The organism is Runella sp. SP2 (assembly GCF_003711225.1).
In the GTDB taxonomy this organism is placed as follows: domain Bacteria; phylum Bacteroidota; class Bacteroidia; order Cytophagales; family Spirosomataceae; genus Runella.
The window spans coordinates 5,942,415-5,959,310 of the sequence record NZ_CP031030.1; the positions used below are offsets into that span (position 1 = coordinate 5,942,415).

Consider the following 16,896-nt stretch of genomic DNA (forward strand, 5'->3'; position numbering starts at 1 on the left):
AGAGTTGATTTCCAAAAATTTACTTTAAAATGAAAGCAGATAGTTCCAATGGTGACAAAAATAGAAAAAACCATTCCCTTAAAAAAACTTTCGCTCACCAAAAGGGCATTTGCCTTTATGGTGAGCGAACAGACTCTTAGTATCTGGTTGTTATTTCTTCCAAGCCAAGGCGTTGATATGTTGTCCTACTTTCTTTCCTTCTTTTAGGCCAGTGTCGTTGTCTTGGAAGGTATGAATACCGCCGAGAAAACGCGAATAGGCTGATTCAGAGGCGGCTTCTTGGAACGATTTAAAGCTACGTGCTTTAAAATCAACGTTTCTTTTGGTGTCTTTTACCCGTTTTACGTGGGAGTCATCTACAAATGCAAATGAAGTTCCGAAAAGACCTTCAAGCGCTACTGCCGAAGCCGACGACTGCGTGGCATGGCCTGAGGCATAGCCAGGAAACGGCGGGGCTGGCCAGAACGGCACCCAACTGGGGTCAATCGCACGGCGTACAAAGGTATAAGGGCGTTCATTGTTGAACATGTACTTACATTTCCAGCAAATGATAAAAGCGTCGGCTACTGCAATACCTGTGCGGGCCAATGCTTCTGCGGCTTTGTCTAGTTTAACATTACTGGTTTTAATGGCAATTTTTGCGATATTATATGAGTGACCAGGAGGCGTAAATGTCTCGCTTGGATCATCGGCCCACCATATTGAGATTTCCTTTTCGGTTTGGGTGAGGCTAATGTTTTTCTTGTAAACGTCGTAGTATTGCTGGAAATAAGGCGAATTGACTTGCGTCGAAATCGTCAAAGGCGCAGGAGGCGTTAAGAGCCCATTGGCCGCGATGAATGTACGGTTTTGACCCCAATACGGTAGCATCGGGATGGTGCGTCCGTTTTCGGTTGGCTGCCACGACCCTGGAAAAACAGGAACTTTGTAGGTAGCGGGGAAATTACGGGTAAATCCTTCATGCCCACCGTCGGTTTTAGACCAGTCAAAAATGGCCTTTCCGATGGCATATCCAAATGCTTCCGAACGCTCTACAATGGCTTGACTGCTACTGGCAATGAGCTCATTACGAAGTACTGTCCCGAGCGAATCAATTTTCTTTTTGGCTGCGTCGTTGGCAGTGGGCCAAAGGTTTTTAGCCATATAAATTTGAGCTGCATTGGCGCTGGCTGCCCAGTTGTATTCTTGATTAGCTTCGGGGACGGGTAAGTCGGTTAAACCGTTCAGTTGTTTAACCAACGAACGATTGTCTTTCATCCCAGGGACGACGGCTTCGTACATGGCTACCCCAGCATACCCTAAGGCGCGTGCGGCCACAGGTGGCGTAAATCCAGTGCTGTTTTGCGTAAGGACTAGGTCCATTTCGGCCCATTTGGTGGCTACGTCAGCACTGTAGGTTTCGGTTCCTTTTGAATTGGCAGTAGGTTCGACGGGTTCTTGAGAAGCGTCGCGACAACTATATATCGTCAGAGCAACCAACGCGGCGACCGCTGTGGGTAATTTTCTTCTGAGCGACCTGAAAAATAGACTGTTTTTCATACTTATTCGTCTTTAATAGGTAAGGCGTATAACGAAGAAGTGTATATCAAAAACAATGCCAAACGAAATAAACGTTTGGCAAAGAGGGGATTAAATACAATGTAAGTGTTTATTGTACTAGTGGAAATGTACCTTCTGCGTGTTTATATGCCATTTCGACGTAGTGAGCGGCACTTTCAAGAAGTTTTTTGGCATAGGTTTCGGGAAGTTGCTTGATGATTTTTCCTGGTGTACCAACAACCATCGAAAAATCAGGGATTTCCATGCCCTCAGTCACAAGGGCATGGGCTCCGATGATGCAAAATTTTCCAATTTTGGCGTTGTTCAGAATCGTTGCGCGCATTCCAATCAACGAGCCATCGCCGACAATTGCGCCGTGTACAATTGCACCATGCCCCACCGTGACATCTTCCCCAATGATGGTTGGAGAACCAAAATCAGCGTGAAGAACGGCCGTGTCTTGGATGTTGCTACGGGCACCGATGTTGATTTTTTCCACATCGGCACGAATCACGGCTCCGTACCAAACCGATGCGCCTTCGCCGAGGGTTACTTGGCCCATGACACAGGCAGTAGGAGCAATAAACGCAACGCGACTCATAACATTGTCGATTTATAAATGATTGGAAATGACTTCCTTAATGTCATTAATGATTTTTTTTGCAAGATGGTTGGCCGTAGATTCCGTTTCTGATTCAGAGTAAATCCGAATGATGGGCTCGGTGTTAGATTTGCGCAAGTGAACCCACTCTTTGTCAAATTCAATTTTTACACCGTCGATGGTATTGACGGGGTTTTTGGCGTACTTCTGACTAATTCTTTCAAGCACCTTGTCCACGTTGATGTCAGGTGTGAGCTCAATTTTATTTTTAGAAATAAAATAATTGGGGTAGGTACTTCTAAGGATAGAGATTGATTTTCCGAAATTAGCCAAATGGGTTAGGAACAGTGCAATCCCAACAAGGGCATCGCGGCCACTGTGTAAAGCTGGATAAATAACTCCTCCGTTACCTTCGCCACCGATGACGGCATTTTGTGCTTTCATTACTTCTACCACATTCACCTCTCCTACCGCAGCGGCAAAATACTGTGCTCCTGCTTTGAGGGTAATGTCGCGGAGGGCACCCGTCGATGATAAGTTAGAAACCGTATTGCCGAGGGTATGTTTCAATACATAATCGGCTACAGCTACGAGGGTATATTCCTCCCCAAAAGGAGTGCCATCTTCGCAAATCAAAGCCAAACGATCGACGTCGGGGTCCACAACGATACCTAAGTCGTAGTGGCCGCGTTTGAGTTCGCTACTGATTTCGATTAAATTTTCAGGAAGAGGTTCGGGATTGTGAGCAAAATTTCCCGTAGGCTCGCAGTTGATGAGTTTGATGTTTTCCTTTTTTACGCCCAAAGCTTCCAACAACATCGGCACGGCAATCCCCCCCGTTGAGTTTACGGCATCGACCGCGATTTTGAAATCGTGCGCTGCAATGGCCTCTTTATTGACCAATGGCAAGTCAAGAATCAACTCAATATGTTTCTGAAAATAAGTGTTATCTGTTCGGTAGCTTCCTAATTTGCGAACATCGACAAAGTCAAAATCTTCGTTTTCGGCCAGTGCTAATACATCGGTCCCATCTTGGCCCGAAATAAATTCGCCCACATTGTTGAGGAGTTTAAGGGCATTCCATTGAATCGGGTTATGGCTTGCCGTGAGGATAATACCTCCTGCGGCATTTTCGAGCGGTACGGCAATTTCTACCGTGGGGGTGGTTGAAAGCCCTAAGTCGATTACTTCAAACCCAATGCCTTGAAGGGTAGAGGCCACAAGCTTAGAAACCATTTCGCCCGAAAGGCGCGCATCGCGACCAATCACAATGCGTAAGTTATTAGGCTGAGAGCGTTTAAGCCAAGTTCCAAAAGCTGCTGAAAACTTTACAACATCAATAGGTGTAAGCGAATCCCCCGTCTTACCTCCAATCGTACCACGAATCCCCGAGATTGATTTTATTAGAGCCACTTTAATTTATTTTTTTTACTGTCGTATGATGGTGTCAAAAGTAGTAATTTTTGGTCATAAACAGCTGCTTCTTGCAAAATCCAACGACTTTTACGAAGTTCGCCCTTCAATCTGTTTAACACTCTAATTTTTACAAGATTATGCGTAAGTGGCTCTTTCTTGTGATTTTCTTCCTGATTCTAGGTGGAATTTTCTATTATGTAACATTTGGTTATTACAGCGACGGTACGCGCGTAGGTTCATTGGTGAAGTTGAGCCGTAAAGGATACGTTTTTAAAACTTACGAAGGTCAGTTGATGGTAGGTGGAATGTCGGATGGAACGGGGACATTTAATTCGACCACTTGGGATTTTTCGGTCGATGGAGACAATGAAGCCGTGGTAAATGCTCTAAACGAGTCACAACGGACAGGGCAGCGGGTATCGCTTCACTACGAAGAGAAGTTTTTTAAGCTTCCTTGGAATGGAGATACTGAGTATTTTGTCATTTCGGTGGAGTTAATTCCTGCCCCAAACGTTCCTCGACAGGTACTACCCACGCCACAGCCTGAACCGCAAACGGCTCCAGTGGACACTACCAAAGCGATTTAATTTATTGACTAAAAAAATACATTGTCGAGGCAGCAGCGCTTCGACAATTTTTTTCTATATGCGTTTACACTGGCTTGGAGTATTTATTGTGTTGATTGCAGGGTGGGTACTGGTTCATGACATAACCGCCTGGAAGGATGTTGAATTTGGAGATGAAACGACCTATTTGGGCTCGGGTCTGACGTTTTCTGTGCCATTTATTGGAGGAGTCCAATGGGGCCCGTTGTATGCTGCTTGGTATGCTTTCTGGCATTTGTTCATTCCCGATAGTCTCGATTTGTACTATGCCAATTGGGCTATTTTGAGCGTTTTGGCGGGCTTTGTCGCCTTTTTGTGGTTTCGCTCTTTGAAGGTATCCGTGGCAATGAGCGCATGGTTGGCGGTGCTGTTTTTATTTTCCAACCAAAACCTTCCGCTTAATCCTAAAATTTCTATCGCTCCCTTTTGCCTCATTTTGGGCGCACTTGCGCTGGTTCATTTCAACGCATGGCCTCAGTACGTGCGCTTTTTGGTGATGGCATTCACAGGTTTGGTTTGCTCCTACATTCGCCCCGAATTTTACGTGTCGTTTCTCTGCGCGATGGTCATTGCGTTGGGCTGGTTGTGGAAAGAAGCGCCCGATGGCAAAATTCAATGGTTGCCTTTGGGAAGTTTTGTCGTAGCTTCTTTGGTGTTACACTTGCTCTTTGGTAATCCCTTATTTGGGGCAGACGACAGCCGTAGCACAGTAGCGTTTCAGCAACATTTTGTGGTAAATTACAGTGCATGGAATCATCAGCCTGAGCCTAGTACGATTGAGGCGCAGTTAAAATTATTTCACAAAGTGCTGGGAGATGATGTGCAAACTTTTACCGATGCAGTCAAAAAACAGCCTAAATGGGCGTTTAAACACGTTTTTACGAATATTACACACAGCCTAACGGCCAACGTAAAAAATGCAGTGGATACGTTTTACCAAACCCTTTTTCGTGGGTGGTATTCGCGCTGGCGAACGGCTTTCGTAGGTCTGATTGTCTTGATTTTTGCGGGTTGTGTGGATTACCGTCGTACTTTTCAAAACTTTCAGAAAACCTCAGTCGATTTTTGGGGTTTTATAGGAGTGCTGGTGTTGCTGTTGCCCTCGCTTGTAGCGACCGTGTTGATTTACCCGCGTACGCATTACTTAGTATTTCATTTGATTCTCATTTTCTGGTTATTAGCTCAAGTTGTAAGACGAATTGCGCTGCGTGATTTTTCGTTTTTTGGCCAACTTCCGCAGGGAACAGTGGCCTTAGCCGCTTTAGGAGTATTTGTGGGAATTCGGTATTTATCTTATTCACAACCTCTCCCCACTCCCATTGCTGACAATGTTCGTTTTATCAAAGCCATTCAGCCTACAGCGCGCTTACGCGTTCTTGAGCGTGATTGGTATCGGGTTTTCCTGAAAGAGGAATCTGATTGGATTCACGTGGAAGAATACACTTCGGGTAATTTTACCGACTTTGTAAAAGCTAAAAACATCAATTTTATTTTGATGACCCAAGATATGCAAGCGTATTTTGCCAAAGATGCTGGTTTTCAAGAGTTTTTGCAAAATCATGCTTCATTAGGATTTGAAAAACGTTTAACCAATTCAATAGGAGATTATTTACTCATCAAACAAACCCTCAAACCATGAAAAAGTGGATTCTTTTGTGCGTTGTGGCCTTGCAACACACCGTCTATGCCCAAGTTGATTGGGTGAAAGAAAATTACACCAAAACCGAATACGACATTCCTGTGCGTGATGGGGTGAAACTGCACACCATCGTTTATGCGCCCAAAGACGCGTCGGCTTCTAATACTTATCCGTTTTTGATGCAACGGACGTGTTACAGTGTAGCACCTTACGGAGAAGGCAAATTCCCTGGTCAGCTAGGCCCCAATAAATTCTTGATGAAAGACAAGTACATCTTTGTCTATCAAGACGTTCGTGGACGCTATATGAGCGAAGGAAAGTGGACAAACATGACGCCGCAAATTCCTAACAAAACCCAGCCCACGCAGGTGGACGAATCGTCGGATACGTACGATACGATTGATTGGTTAGTGAAAAACATTGCTAATAACAATGGCCGCGTCGGTCAGTGGGGTATTAGTTACCCTGGGTTTTATACCGTTGCGGGAGCATTGAGCCAACATCCTGCCCTCAAAGCCTCGTCACCCCAAGCGCCTGTTTCAGATTTCTTTTTTGATGATTTTCACCATAATGGCGCATTTACGCAAGGTTATTTCTTGACGTTTCCTGTGTTTGGGATTCAGCACGAAAAGCCAACCACGGCGCACTGGTGGATGCCACAGATGATTCAGGAGAAAACCAAAGACGGCTATCAGTTTAACCTTGATTTGGGTTCACTCAAACATTTTGACAAGTATTACAAAGACAACTTCTTCTGGCACGAACACAAAGACCACCCCAACTACGACGAGTTTTGGCAGAAACGCAGCATTATTCCGCATTTGAAAAACGTGAAACACGCTGTGATGACGGTAGGAGGCTGGTTTGATGCCGAAGATTTGTACGGGCCACTGACGGTGTATAAAACCCTAGAAAAAAATAATCCCTCGACCTACAACACGCTGGTGATGGGGCCTTTTGGCCACGGTCGTTGGTCTGCCGAAACTGGTCATACGCTGCACAGCAATGTGTATTTTGGGGATAGTGTTGCCACATTTTATCAACGAGAAATTGAGAGCACGTTTTTTAAGCACTTTTTGAAAGGCGCGGGCGACGGAAAAACGGGTTTGCCCGATGCGTATTTGTTTGATACTGGCAAAAAGCAATGGGATAAATTTGAACGTTGGCCTGCCGCCGCTGCCGAAAAGAAAACCTTGTATTTCCACGCCAATGGTAAATTGTCGTTTGAAGCGCCTACCCAAGCAGCCTCAACAACAGCCTACATCAGCGACCCGCTCAAGCCAGTGCCGTACATAGAAGACAATACCGAAACCATGGGCTTCACGCCGTTTAATTACATGTCGGAAGACCAGCGTTTTGCGGCGCGCCGTACAGATGTGTTGACGTTTCAGACCGAGCCACTTACCGAAGATGTAACCCTGGGAGGGGAAATAATGGCCAAACTCAAGATTAGCACGACAGGCTCGGATGCCGACTTTTTTGTAAAGCTAGTTGATGTTTATCCTGGCGACGAACCTAATCATGCTTTTATGCCTAATAAGAATGTGATTTTAAGCAATTATCACCAGATGGTACGTAGCGAAATCATGCGCGCGCGCTTCCGAAATTCGTTTGAAAAACCCGAAGCTTTGGTGCCCAATAAAGTGACCGATGTGAACTTCCGTTTGCAGGATGTACTGCATACTTTTAAGAAAGGACACCGTATTCAGATCCAAGTTCAGAGCACCGCTTTTCCACTTTTTGACCGAAATCCTCAAAAATTTGTGCCTAATATTTACGTTGCAAACGACTCAGATTTTATCAAAGCAACGCACACAGTTTATCACCAAAAAGGCGCTTCAAGTGCCGTTGAAGTGCAGATTTTGCGCTAGAATTGGTATATTTCTATTGGGATATAAAAACAAACCAAATTTGTAATTCGCTGTTAATCAGTCAATTTTAATTTTATTTTTTTGGAGGGTATAATAGAAGCCATTAAATTTGTATTCTATTATACCCTACTCATAAGTGAATTTATTATGTCGAAGAAGCCCTTTGCTGGGCTTCCTCTTGATGATTGTATCCATTACTCACACCTTTTCTCAAGGCAACATTAGTTTCAAAGTAACTGAAATAATATGCCCTAAAGTGTGCGAGGGAGAAAGCCGTTATCGAATTGTTTTCAGCTTGATAGATGCTGAAATCAGTACGAACAAAGGCCGTATTCAAAATGATACCATCGTGGACATTGACCCTAGTTTTGACTATAAAGTAGTGGTGACAATTCGACCAAAAGACACCACCGCGCTCGCCCGCCAAGAAGTAATTCCGCTCCCTATTTGCGACCCCATTTTACCCGATGCTCCCTTGGTAATTAGTCAAAGTACCTGCGAAGGGCAGCCTATTCCTCCCCTAATTGCGTTCCCAAAGGACAATGAAACCGTCGATTGGTATGATAAACCAACGGGTGGGACATTGTTGGCAAAAGGAATATTACAGTATATTCCCACTAACTCTGGTATGTATTATGCCGAAACCCGCCGCCTTGATTCTGGATGTAAAAGTTTGGGTCGTACACCTGCACGTTTGGACATTCAAAGGACGATGTGCATTCCGATAACCGTCAAAAAAGTAAGGCGGTAATTTTTTTTGCTTTTAGGGGAAAACAAACCTCCTTTCCCCATGAAAGCACTTCTCTGCAAACAGTACGGAACCCCCGATAGCCTCCTCGTTGAAGACATAGCACCACTGACTCCCAAGGCAGATGAGGTGGTTATTATGGTCAAAGCCTGCGGGGTTAATTTTCCCGATACGCTTATTATTCAAGGAAAATACCAGTTTAAACCAGCGTTTCCTTTTTCGCCTGGGGGCGAGGTGGCAGGAGTGGTTAAAGAAGTAGGAGAAGGCGTAACGCACCTCAAAGCTGGAGATGATGTTTTTGCCATGCCAGGCTGGGGCGGATTTGCGGAAGAATTGGTAGTTAAAGCCAATCGAGTATTTCGGATGCCCCCTAAAATGGATTATAAAGTGGCTTCTTCGCTGATGTACACCTACGGAACGTCGTATCATGCCCTGAAAGACCGCGCCCAACTGAAAGCGGGTGAAACGCTGCTCGTACTTGGGGCGGCAGGTGGTGTGGGATTGGCAGCGGTTAATTTGGGTAAAATCATGGGGGCAAAGGTAATTGCAGCCGCATCGAGCGAGGAAAAATTGGAACTGTGCAAATCGTACGGTGCTGATGCCGTGATTAATTATTCAAAAGAAGACCTGCGCGAACGCCTAAAAGAAATAACGGGTGGTGGTGTGGACGTGATTTACGATCCTGTAGGGGATAAATATGCCGAACCTGCCCTCCGAGCGATGAACTGGAAAGGACGATATTTGGTCGTTGGTTTTGCCGCAGGACAAATACCGTCAATTCCCCTCAATTTGGCACTGCTGAAAGGCTGCGCTATCGTTGGGGTGTTTTGGGGGGCTTTTGCAGAGAAAGAGCCTAAAGCCAATTTTCAAAACATTACGGAGTTGTTTCAATGGTACCAAACGGGCGAACTCAAACCCCATATCCAAAAAACCTATTCGCTCGAAGAAGCCCCGCAAGCGCTGTACGATATGCTTGAGCGCCGAGCGATGGGTAAATTGGTCGTTGTTCCGTAGTGTGTAGGGGTTGTGAGCAACCCCTGTGTTATTTCAAAATAATACTCTTTCCTGTCTTAGCAGAGCGGACGGCAGCATCCAAAATCTCAACCACCACTTGGTTGATTTCAAGCGAAGATAAATCTTTCTTAGGAGCAATTTCGCCTTTGATGACGGCGCCAAAGTAAGAAAATGGGTCGTTGTAAGGTGCTGAGAGTGGGGTAAGTGCTTGTAATTTTTCGGGGGCGTCGCGTTGCGCGCCGTCTCCTTGCCGAACGCGCATTTGGAGGGTTTTGTCACAGATGACGTACCCTTTTTGTCCATAAATTTCGATGTCTTTGCGATCAAAAGGCCAGTTCCACGAAGCCTGAATGACGGCTTGAGCGTGCGGATAGGTAAGAATAATGGTGGCCTCGTCATCGACTTTGGGGTAAATAGCAGGTTTGATTTGTTGGGTAATGGCCGTGACCGACAGCGGGCGTTCGCCCTGCATGAGCCACGTCATTAGGTTGGCACCATAGCACCCAAAATCAATGATGGCTCCTCCCCCATTCATCACGGGGTCGGTGAGCCACGATAAAAAGTCTTCGGAACAACCAATTTCTCGGGGGCCTTTGTGCCCGTCGTGAACCACCACCTTCCGAATTTCGCCCAACGCATTCTGTTCTTTAATCATCCGATAGGCTTCTTGGTGGCTGGCGTACCAAGTTGTTTCAAAGTTGGTCAACAACTGAATTTTATGCTTTTGGGCCAGCTTAACCATGACCTCGGCGTGTTCCCGATTCACGGCCAACGGCTTTTCAACCATCACATGAATGCCTTTTGGCGCGCAGATTTCGACCACTTGTTTGTGTTCGTAAATGCTATTAAAAGCACAAACGGCTTCGGGTTGCGTGGCGGCAATCATGGCTTCGAGCGACGGATACCACAGTTTTTCCGACAATTTATAGCGTTTCAGATAACGCATGGCCAAGTCGCGATTAGGCTCGGCCACTCCCACGATTTCGACATCCCCTTTGTCGGGGCGACTCAGAATCTGATGAACGTGATCGTGGGTAAATCCAGCGATGCCTAGCCGAAGCGGTTTGGCCTCTACCAATAAACTACTAATGAGCAATAGGACAAAAATGGAGAGCGATTTCATAGGAGAAGGGTGTTTGTAGTAAAAGAAGGTTGATGTCAAAACTCCCCATTTTTGTCATAAAAAAAGCGAGTAACCTCCGAAGAAGCACTCGCTTTTAAATACAAAACCAAAATTATTTAGGCAACCACTTCGAGGCCAGCGCGATAGACGCCTGCGTCGAGTTTGGAGCGCATGTTGTCAAAAGCTTTTAAAGTGCGCTCTACGTCTTCGAGCGTGTGAGCCGCAGTAGGAATCAAACGCAAGATGATTTGCCCTTTTGGAATTACAGGATAAACGACGATAGAGCAGAAAATACCCATGTTTTCGCGCAAATCGCGCACCATGTTGGTCACTTCGGGAAGACCGCCTTGAAGACCCTGCATAAACACGGGCGTCACAGGAGAGGTCGTTTCGCCAATGTTAAACCCAAGATCGCGGAGACCATTTTGAAGGGCATTGACAATCGTCCAGAGTTTTTCGCGAAGTTCGGGATGCGCTTTGATGAGCTCCAAACGCTTACGACCCGCTTCCACGTAAGGCATTGGCAGGGCTTTGGCGTAGGTTTGTGAGCGCATGTTATACTTGAGGTACATGATAATGTCTGGATCATCAGCCGCGATAAATCCACCGATGGCGGCCATTGATTTGGCAAACGTCGAGAAGTACAAATCGACTTCTTTGGCTACGCCAAAAAGCTCGGCTACTCCGCCTCCGTTGGCGCCCATGGTTCCAAAACCGTGCGCATCGTCCACCAAAAGGCGGAAATTATATTTTTTCTTCAATTCAACGACTTTGTCGAGGCTACCTACTTTTCCTGACATTCCAAAAACGCCTTCCGTAATGACAAGAACGCCACCGCCTTTTTCTTCGGCCAATTTGGTGGCACGAACGAGGTTTTTCTCCAAGCTTTCCATGTCGTTGTGGTTAAACTTGTAGTATTGCCCCATTTTGGCTTTGTGCAAACGGATACCGTCAATCAAGCAAGCGTGCGCTTCGGCATCATAGACGATAACGTCGCGGTGGTCGCAAACACACTCAATGACCGACATCACTCCTTGGTAGCCATAGTTGAGCAAAAATGCTTCTTTTTTGCCAACAAACTCCGCCAATTCTTTCTCGAAAATCTCGTGTAAATCAGAGTTACCCGACATCATACGGGCGCCCATTGGATACGCCAATCCCCATTTTTCTGCGCCTTCGGCATCGGCCTTACGAACTTCTGGATGGTTGGCCAAACCGAGGTAGTTATTCAAACTCCAGTTGAGAACGTCCATTCCACGAAATCTCATATGTGGACCGATTTCCCCTTCTAGCTTTGGAAATGAAAAATAGTGGTGGCTATTAAGGGCTTTTGCGGCCGCCCCGATAGGTCCCCAGTTACTACGTAGTTTCTCGAAAATATCCACTTAATTATGCTATTTTTAGAGTTAAATACAGCTTTTAAATAAATTTTGTACAAAAATAAAAATTCCTTACTCAATTTCAAAGAGTTAGGGGCGTTACTGATGCCCAATACCCGCGTCTGAATGAAGAAACGAACTCGCAAAAATCCAATTTGTGAGTTGTGTTTCACTGAAAATTAATGTGATGAGCGGTGAACCAACCCGCTTGGTTTCTCTTAAATTTGTAGCAACTTACATTCACTTATTTTAAACCACATAATACGATTAATCATGGAAGACCAATTGAAAAATGCAGCCGAACAAGCCAAAGCCAAAGCGCAAGAATTAGCTTCTGAGGCACAAGAAACATTTCAAGAGTTGAAAGAAGAAATCACGGAGAAAATACAAAGCGTTGACGTAGAAGCCTTGAAAGCGCAAGCGGCAGCAAAAGCGGAAGAAATGAAAGCTGAAGCTGAAGAAGCACTTGCCGAAGCCAAAGCCAAAGCGGAAGAGTTGGCAGCCGAAGCGCAAGAAAAATTTGAAGACCTCAAAGAAGAAGCGGGGGAAGCGCTCGACAAAGCAACAGGGTTTATCAAAGGACTTTTTGGCGGAAGCGAAGAAGAGAAAAAATAGTCAGCTGCTTTTTAGAAATACAAAAAAGGGAAGCCTAGGCTTCCCTTTTTTGTGTGTTATTGAGGCTCATCTCGTGTACAGGGATCTGTAATGAACGAACGTGGATGTAGTAAAACAAGACGGTCATCCACGGAAAAAACAAAAACTGACCCGCGTTGAGGTTGGACTCAAAGTAAGGTATAATCATCAACGATGGCAGAAAAACAAAGTACGGACTATCGTAGCGCACATAGACCCAAAAGGCGTTGATGGCATAAAAAATTAAGAAAAAAAGAAAGGAAAGAAGGCCGCCTGAAAATAGGATTTCGAGGTACGAATTGTGCGAAGCTAAATCGGTATGAACATCGGCATATACTTCCAATCCTGCTTTGAAATTATCAAATCCAAAACCTGTCAATAAAACGCCAGGGTCATTGGTAAATACTTCAAAAGCTTTTTGAGCCAACTGAAAACGGATTTCTCCGCGTTGGCGGCGTATTCCTGCGTATTTTGAACGCAAATTGACGACCGAGTCGGGGCTCATCACAATGTAGTATGCAAAGGCCAATATACAAGTGAGAGCTGCTGCTTTGAGATAAATGGATATTTTTCGGTTACGGGCAATCAGCACCGCAGAAGACAACGCCAAACCCGCGTAACTGCTTCGTGACCCCGTTAGTACAATTCCCCAAAGTGTCAGAAAGGCGATGAAAAAAAAGAGGTATTGCATCCATTTTTTCATGGGGCTGTTGGCGTAAAGATCAAAACTCGACACAATAAAAAGGGTGCAAGCCCAACCGATTACGTTGGCTTTATACACCCCGACGTATTGGCCATAGACATTGGTAGCTTGGAAAGCGACACCAGTGACGAGCATCATTGCGACGGGATAAAAATACGCTAAACTAAAAACTTGTAACAGCTTGATTTTGGCCTCGTCTTTGGAATAATGCTTGAAAAGATAGACGACGAAGAAATTGGTATAAATCAAGAATGGAATCCAAGCAGACAGCCGCTGAAAACTCCAAAAGACATCGACGCTAAAGGGCAGAACGATTACATTGAGGCCAATGAAACCATAAAGTACCCAGTTTTTTTGCTGATTAAAAATGTATTTTATCTGGCCCTGCGCAAACAAAATCCCGAGTAAAGAAACAATTACTAAGCCTGTACGAAGCAATTTGGCCGCTTGAAATGCTCCTCCCCTCAATCCATACCCGTAAATGACCAAGAAGGTATTGAGGAAATACATCACCAAGTGCCAATCCAAGTGTGCCTTGTTTCGAAAAATCCTTCGCCATTGCATAGTTTATCGTTCGGTGTCAATCAGTGTACGTTGACTACCGACTCAAGCATTTGCACAAAGTTGCGTAACATTTCGTCTTTGGAAAACTTTTGGATGAATTTTCGGCCGTTTTCGGCTTTTTTTAGCCGCAATTGGGGACTTTCGATGCATTCAACCAAGGCGGTCGTTAAACTTTCTACATTGCCCGATTCGATTAACCAACCGTTATTGCCGTTGTCAACCACCTCAGGAATTCCTCCAACGCGCGAACTTACGACCGAAATTCCGTGGGCAAGGGCTTCGATGTTGGCAACACCAAATGCTTCGGTATAAGATGGTACGCAAAAAATATCGTGGCTGCGTAGTGCTTCATAGACGCGCGCCTGAGGCTGTGGGCCTTGATAGTCGAGTTGGACGTTGGAAATGTTCTCAAAAAACGAACGGACTTGGCTGGCAAACCAAGGTTCGGGGCCAATAACGGTCAACAAAAAAGAATACTGTGGGAGGTTTTTGAGTGCCGCCGCTACCAAAGGCAACTGCCCCACCAAATAATCAGCTTTCACAAACAGCACCTTGATGGGACTCCCAAAAGCGCGTTGGGGGTTGAACTCAATACCGTCGAGTGGAATGGTTTTATATAGCTTCGTTACTTTCGGCGCGGGCAATTGGTAGGTTTGGCGGATACGTTCTTGTAAAAACTCCGAATTGGCAATCACGAGTTTATGTTTTTGGGCCGATAAACGCTCAAATTGCTGAAACATAAATCGTTTGAGCCACAGAGATTTCCACTCAAAGTTTCCCCAGTGGGCGAGCATGTTTTTTTCGTCGTTGATCATCCCCACGGTGGGTTTTTCAGAAACCAAGCTCGCCCAAGTTCCATTGAAAGAATTGATGTAAACCAGCACGTCAAACTCAAAAGACTTCTCTAACGCTTTGACGTGGCGATAATAGATAAACCATCGTAGAATTTGTCCAAGCGGCTTTAACAGACGCGGAATTTTGACGGGCACTTTGTGAACATAGCGAAGCGAGGCAAGCCGCTCGTCAGACACATCCTCGGTCAAAATCCGTAGCTCATGTTCAGGAAAACGCTCGTTGATTTCGAGAATACTATTCGCAAATCGGACGGGCCCGTTCGTTACATTTTCAAAAGCATTGGTACAAAATACGATTTTCATGCGGTTTTTCGAGCTATATATACCCTTTCTGTGGGTGAGATGCCATAGCGTTTGTAATCAATGGTTTGGATAAAAGTATCGTCCTCCACACTAAACCCTTGGGCGCGCAAGCGGTCGGCATAATCAGCGCCGTAATACCACCGTTGGTCGTGGCCGTGATACAATTTTTGTTTTTCTTCTTTGGTCAATCGGGCATCCGAAAATGAGGTTGGAAAATCCTTGTTGATGGGGTCGTGAAAAACGGCGTATCCATCGGGTTTAAGTACGCGCAGTACTTCACGCATGGCTTTCGTGTCATCGGGAACCATCACCAAAATTCCAATCGCAATTACTACGTTGAACGTATCATTGTCAAATTTAATGTCATCAATCGACATTACATGGTCGGGCTTTACGGTAATGCTACTCGTAAAAGACGTCATGTAGTCGGCCGTGACGTAGTCGATGTACGGGGATGCTTTGATGCTGGGAATCAGGCAGATGTCTGGTGCAAAGTGCAGCACTTTTTTTCGGGGAGCAGAGAAAAAACCAATACGGTCGCGGAGGGCTAAAAAAATGTAACGATGTCGCTCAAGCGACTTACAATTGGGGCAATAGGCATTTGTCCGATACCGAAAAGGCATAAAAGCCCGATAACGGCTCTGACAAATAGGGCATTCCACCTCATCTCCAAGCCGATAAGGAATACTCCGCCACTGCAATCGTAGCTGATTGAGCTGATAAATGAGGTTTTGTCGAAGCAGGGTTTTTAATTTTTCTTTCATAGGGTAACAAGTAAGGTCAGGTCGCGGTAATTGGTTGAATCAGCAATGGCAAAGTTTTGATTGCCAACCGCTTGGAGGGGTAACTCGCGGGCGATTTGCAAACAATGGGGGAGTTGGGAGGGTGTTTCAAACAGAAGTGTGGATTGGTGCGCTAACATCCGCGCGGTAGCGTCGGTTTTTAGCGTAACGATGGGTTTACGAAACGAGAGCGCCAAGTCAATCGAGCCAGAATGATCGATGCGAATAAACGGCAACACAACCACGTCGGCGGCGTTGAAAAATACTTGGACTTCGTCGTCTTGAATGAAACGGTGGTGGAGATGTATAGAGGAGTTGGCTTGGGCAGCCTTCTCAATAGGTTCAAAAAAAGTGGCGTCGTAACTTTTGCCCGCAATCAACAAGCGGTCGTTGGGGCGAGCAATTTCAGCAAAAGCGTCGATTAAGTTGCTAACACCTTTGTAAGGTTTGATTTCGCCAAAAAACAAATATACAAAATCGTCATCGTTAAGATTCAGACGTTTTCGACATTCGTTTTTAGAAAGGGTATTGGGGTAATAAAAATGATACGGCAAATCCTGAATCACCTTTACGCGTTCGGGTTGGAGCGAAAAACGCTCAATGGCAGCTTGGCGAGTTTCTTCCGAATAAACCCTGATTTGGTGGCATTTTCTGAGAAAAAGCCCATAAATACGGCGTTCCCAACGAAGCCAAAGTCCAGCGTGGTTTTGTAGGTTGTGCAGTGTATGCACAAAACGAACATTGAATAGGTAGCGTGCGGCCAAAATTTCGGCGACAAAAATGGACGATTTGAAGTACGTCCACAAGCGAGATTTACCAAGAATAAAACTGTGTACCCAATCGTAGTAAATTACGGTGGGGTGATGCGCAAAAATAGCCCTTAGCGTACTTCCAATGGTATATTTTTCTCCAATAACCACGTCAAACCCTTCTTGTCGAAAATAACGAACCAACTGATACTGAAAGGGATTTTCAGGGCCAGCATCGGGTAAAACGACGACTTTGAGTGGGTCAGAGGTCAAGAGAAACGCTAGATTAGGTCTTGTAAGGAACAAAAGTACAAAATGTGCATAGAAAAAGAGGTAAATTTTCTTTTGTAAAAACGTTCTTTTTATATCTCAA

The 16,896-nt window shown here is 45.3% G+C and carries 15 protein-coding genes; 6 read left to right on the forward strand and 9 right to left on the reverse strand.

The genetic code is table 11. From position 1 onward, the window contains the following. Positions 1–150: 150 nt before the first annotated feature. The 3 genes from DTQ70_RS23940 to glmM all read right to left on the reverse strand — a co-directional run bounded on the left by DTQ70_RS23940 (position 151) and on the right by glmM (position 3,553). On the reverse strand, positions 151–1,539 hold the full coding sequence (locus DTQ70_RS23940) for a vanadium-dependent haloperoxidase (RefSeq protein WP_122933129.1): 1,389 nt from the start codon (positions 1,537–1,539) through the stop codon (positions 151–153). 109 nt (positions 1,540–1,648) lie between these two features. Beyond that, on the reverse strand, positions 1,649–2,140 hold the full coding sequence (locus tag DTQ70_RS23945) for a gamma carbonic anhydrase family protein (RefSeq protein WP_122933130.1): 492 nt from the start codon (positions 2,138–2,140) through the stop codon (positions 1,649–1,651). 12 nt (positions 2,141–2,152) lie between these two features. Continuing rightward, positions 2,153–3,553 (reverse strand): phosphoglucosamine mutase, encoded by a 1,401-nt coding sequence (glmM, locus tag DTQ70_RS23950; protein WP_122933131.1) that lies wholly within the window; start codon positions 3,551–3,553, stop codon positions 2,153–2,155. Positions 3,554–3,693: 140 nt separating this feature from the next. Here glmM and DTQ70_RS23955 point away from each other — a divergent pair, with 140 nt between their 5' ends. From DTQ70_RS23955 to DTQ70_RS23975, 5 genes are all read left to right on the forward strand, one after another. Then, a complete protein-coding gene (locus DTQ70_RS23955; protein ID WP_028522420.1) occupies positions 3,694–4,143 on the forward strand; it encodes a hypothetical protein in 450 nt (149 codons plus the stop codon). A gap of 58 nt (positions 4,144–4,201) precedes the next feature. Further along, positions 4,202–5,800 carry a hypothetical protein gene (locus DTQ70_RS23960; RefSeq protein ID WP_122933132.1) on the forward strand — a complete coding sequence of 533 codons (1,599 nt, stop codon included), beginning with the start codon at positions 4,202–4,204 and terminating at the stop codon, positions 5,798–5,800. After that, positions 5,797–7,671 carry a CocE/NonD family hydrolase gene (locus DTQ70_RS23965; RefSeq protein ID WP_122933133.1) on the forward strand — a complete coding sequence of 625 codons (1,875 nt, stop codon included), beginning with the start codon at positions 5,797–5,799 and terminating at the stop codon, positions 7,669–7,671. The genes DTQ70_RS23960 and DTQ70_RS23965 overlap by 4 nt, the downstream gene beginning before the upstream one ends. Positions 7,672–7,807: 136 nt before the next feature. After that, positions 7,808–8,422, forward strand: coding sequence for a hypothetical protein (locus tag DTQ70_RS23970; protein WP_164490182.1), 615 nt, complete (start codon positions 7,808–7,810; stop codon positions 8,420–8,422). A 39-nt stretch (positions 8,423–8,461) separates the two neighbouring features. Next, positions 8,462–9,433: an NADPH:quinone oxidoreductase family protein gene (locus tag DTQ70_RS23975; protein WP_122933135.1), complete on the forward strand. Its 972-nt coding sequence runs from the start codon at positions 8,462–8,464 to the stop codon at positions 9,431–9,433. 28 nt (positions 9,434–9,461) lie between these two features. On the opposite strand, the gene DTQ70_RS23980 is transcribed toward DTQ70_RS23975, so the two are convergent. Together DTQ70_RS23980 and DTQ70_RS23985 are read right to left on the reverse strand one after the other, a co-directional pair. Then, complete coding sequence (locus DTQ70_RS23980; protein ID WP_122933136.1) at positions 9,462–10,556, reverse strand: Gfo/Idh/MocA family protein; 1,095 nt, start codon at positions 10,554–10,556, stop codon at positions 9,462–9,464. A 116-nt stretch (positions 10,557–10,672) separates the two neighbouring features. Then, positions 10,673–11,941 (reverse strand): aminotransferase class I/II-fold pyridoxal phosphate-dependent enzyme, encoded by a 1,269-nt coding sequence (locus DTQ70_RS23985; protein ID WP_122933137.1) that lies wholly within the window; start codon positions 11,939–11,941, stop codon positions 10,673–10,675. Positions 11,942–12,208: 267 nt separating this feature from the next. Between DTQ70_RS23985 and DTQ70_RS23990 the strand changes: the two genes are divergently transcribed. After that, positions 12,209–12,550: a hypothetical protein gene (locus tag DTQ70_RS23990; RefSeq protein WP_122933138.1), complete on the forward strand. Its 342-nt coding sequence runs from the start codon at positions 12,209–12,211 to the stop codon at positions 12,548–12,550. A gap of 34 nt (positions 12,551–12,584) precedes the next feature. On the opposite strand, the gene DTQ70_RS23995 is transcribed toward DTQ70_RS23990, so the two are convergent. From DTQ70_RS23995 to DTQ70_RS24010, 4 genes are read right to left on the reverse strand one after another with little or no spacing between them, the layout of a single operon-like run. Then, positions 12,585–13,835 carry an O-antigen ligase gene (locus DTQ70_RS23995; RefSeq protein ID WP_122933139.1) on the reverse strand — a complete coding sequence of 417 codons (1,251 nt, stop codon included), beginning with the start codon at positions 13,833–13,835 and terminating at the stop codon, positions 12,585–12,587. Between the two features lie 20 nt (positions 13,836–13,855). After that, positions 13,856–14,992 (reverse strand): glycosyltransferase family 4 protein, encoded by a 1,137-nt coding sequence (locus DTQ70_RS24000; protein WP_122933140.1) that lies wholly within the window; start codon positions 14,990–14,992, stop codon positions 13,856–13,858. Next, the gene (locus DTQ70_RS24005; RefSeq protein WP_122933141.1) at positions 14,989–15,756 is read right to left on the reverse strand and encodes a methyltransferase domain-containing protein; all 768 of its coding nucleotides are present in this window, start codon (positions 15,754–15,756) and stop codon (positions 14,989–14,991) included. The genes DTQ70_RS24000 and DTQ70_RS24005 overlap by 4 nt, the downstream gene beginning before the upstream one ends. Then, positions 15,753–16,796: a glycosyltransferase gene (locus DTQ70_RS24010; protein WP_164490183.1), complete on the reverse strand. Its 1,044-nt coding sequence runs from the start codon at positions 16,794–16,796 to the stop codon at positions 15,753–15,755. Before DTQ70_RS24010 ends, DTQ70_RS24005 begins: the two co-directional genes overlap by 4 nt. Positions 16,797–16,896: the final 100 nt, after the last annotated feature.